Annotated in this window: 1 protein-coding gene; it reads right to left on the bottom strand. The window is 66.5% G+C overall.

Features of this window, described 5'->3' with window-relative positions; translation table 11 throughout:
- Positions 1-203: 203 nt before the first annotated feature.
- The coding region (locus tag B879_RS24315; protein WP_040401676.1) for a class I SAM-dependent methyltransferase at positions 204-579 on the bottom strand (376 nt) is incomplete at its 5' end.

The following is a 579-nucleotide window of genomic DNA, read 5'->3' as shown; positions in this document are numbered from 1 at the left end:
GGAGCCCGGACGCTGGTCCGCGTAGGTCTCTTCCCAGGCGGCCAGCTTCATCTCGAGGGCTGCGGGAATGTCTTCGGGCGTGGCCAGGCGGAGGGTGTAAAGATTGGTATTCACAGCCGCAAGCCTATGCGCATTCCGCGGCCGCGCGCGAACGCATCAGCGCATCGGCCCCGGGCTGCCGACCGGCCCCCGGGGAGAAGGTGTCAGCGGATCAGCGCCAGTGCCAACCCGTCCCACCCCTTGGACCCGACGGTCTGCAGTGCCGTGGCATCAAGCCGCGGGTTGCTGCCGAGCACGTCGATTCCTTGCCTGACACCGTTGATCATCCGTCCGGCTTCCGAGAGCGGGTCCCCGGCCTGCAGCACCGCGCCTTCGCGGACCACGTTATCCACCACGATCACGGTGCCCGGACGGCCAAGGGCGATGGCCAGCTCAATGTAGTGGCCGTTGTTTTCCTTGTCCGCGTCGATGAAGATCATGTCGAAAGGCTCCCGCCCTTCGGCCAGCAGCGCATCGAGGGTATCCAACGCGGGGCCGATGCGGATATCCACCCGTTCCGCGACTCCACAAGCGGCAAGG

The sequence above is a fragment of the Cecembia lonarensis LW9 genome (genome assembly GCF_000298295.1).
Classification (GTDB): Bacteria; Bacteroidota; Bacteroidia; order Cytophagales; family Cyclobacteriaceae; genus Cecembia; species Cecembia lonarensis.
The sequence above is the reverse complement of the archived record's forward strand: the minus strand, read 5'-3'. Positions and strand labels throughout refer to the sequence as shown.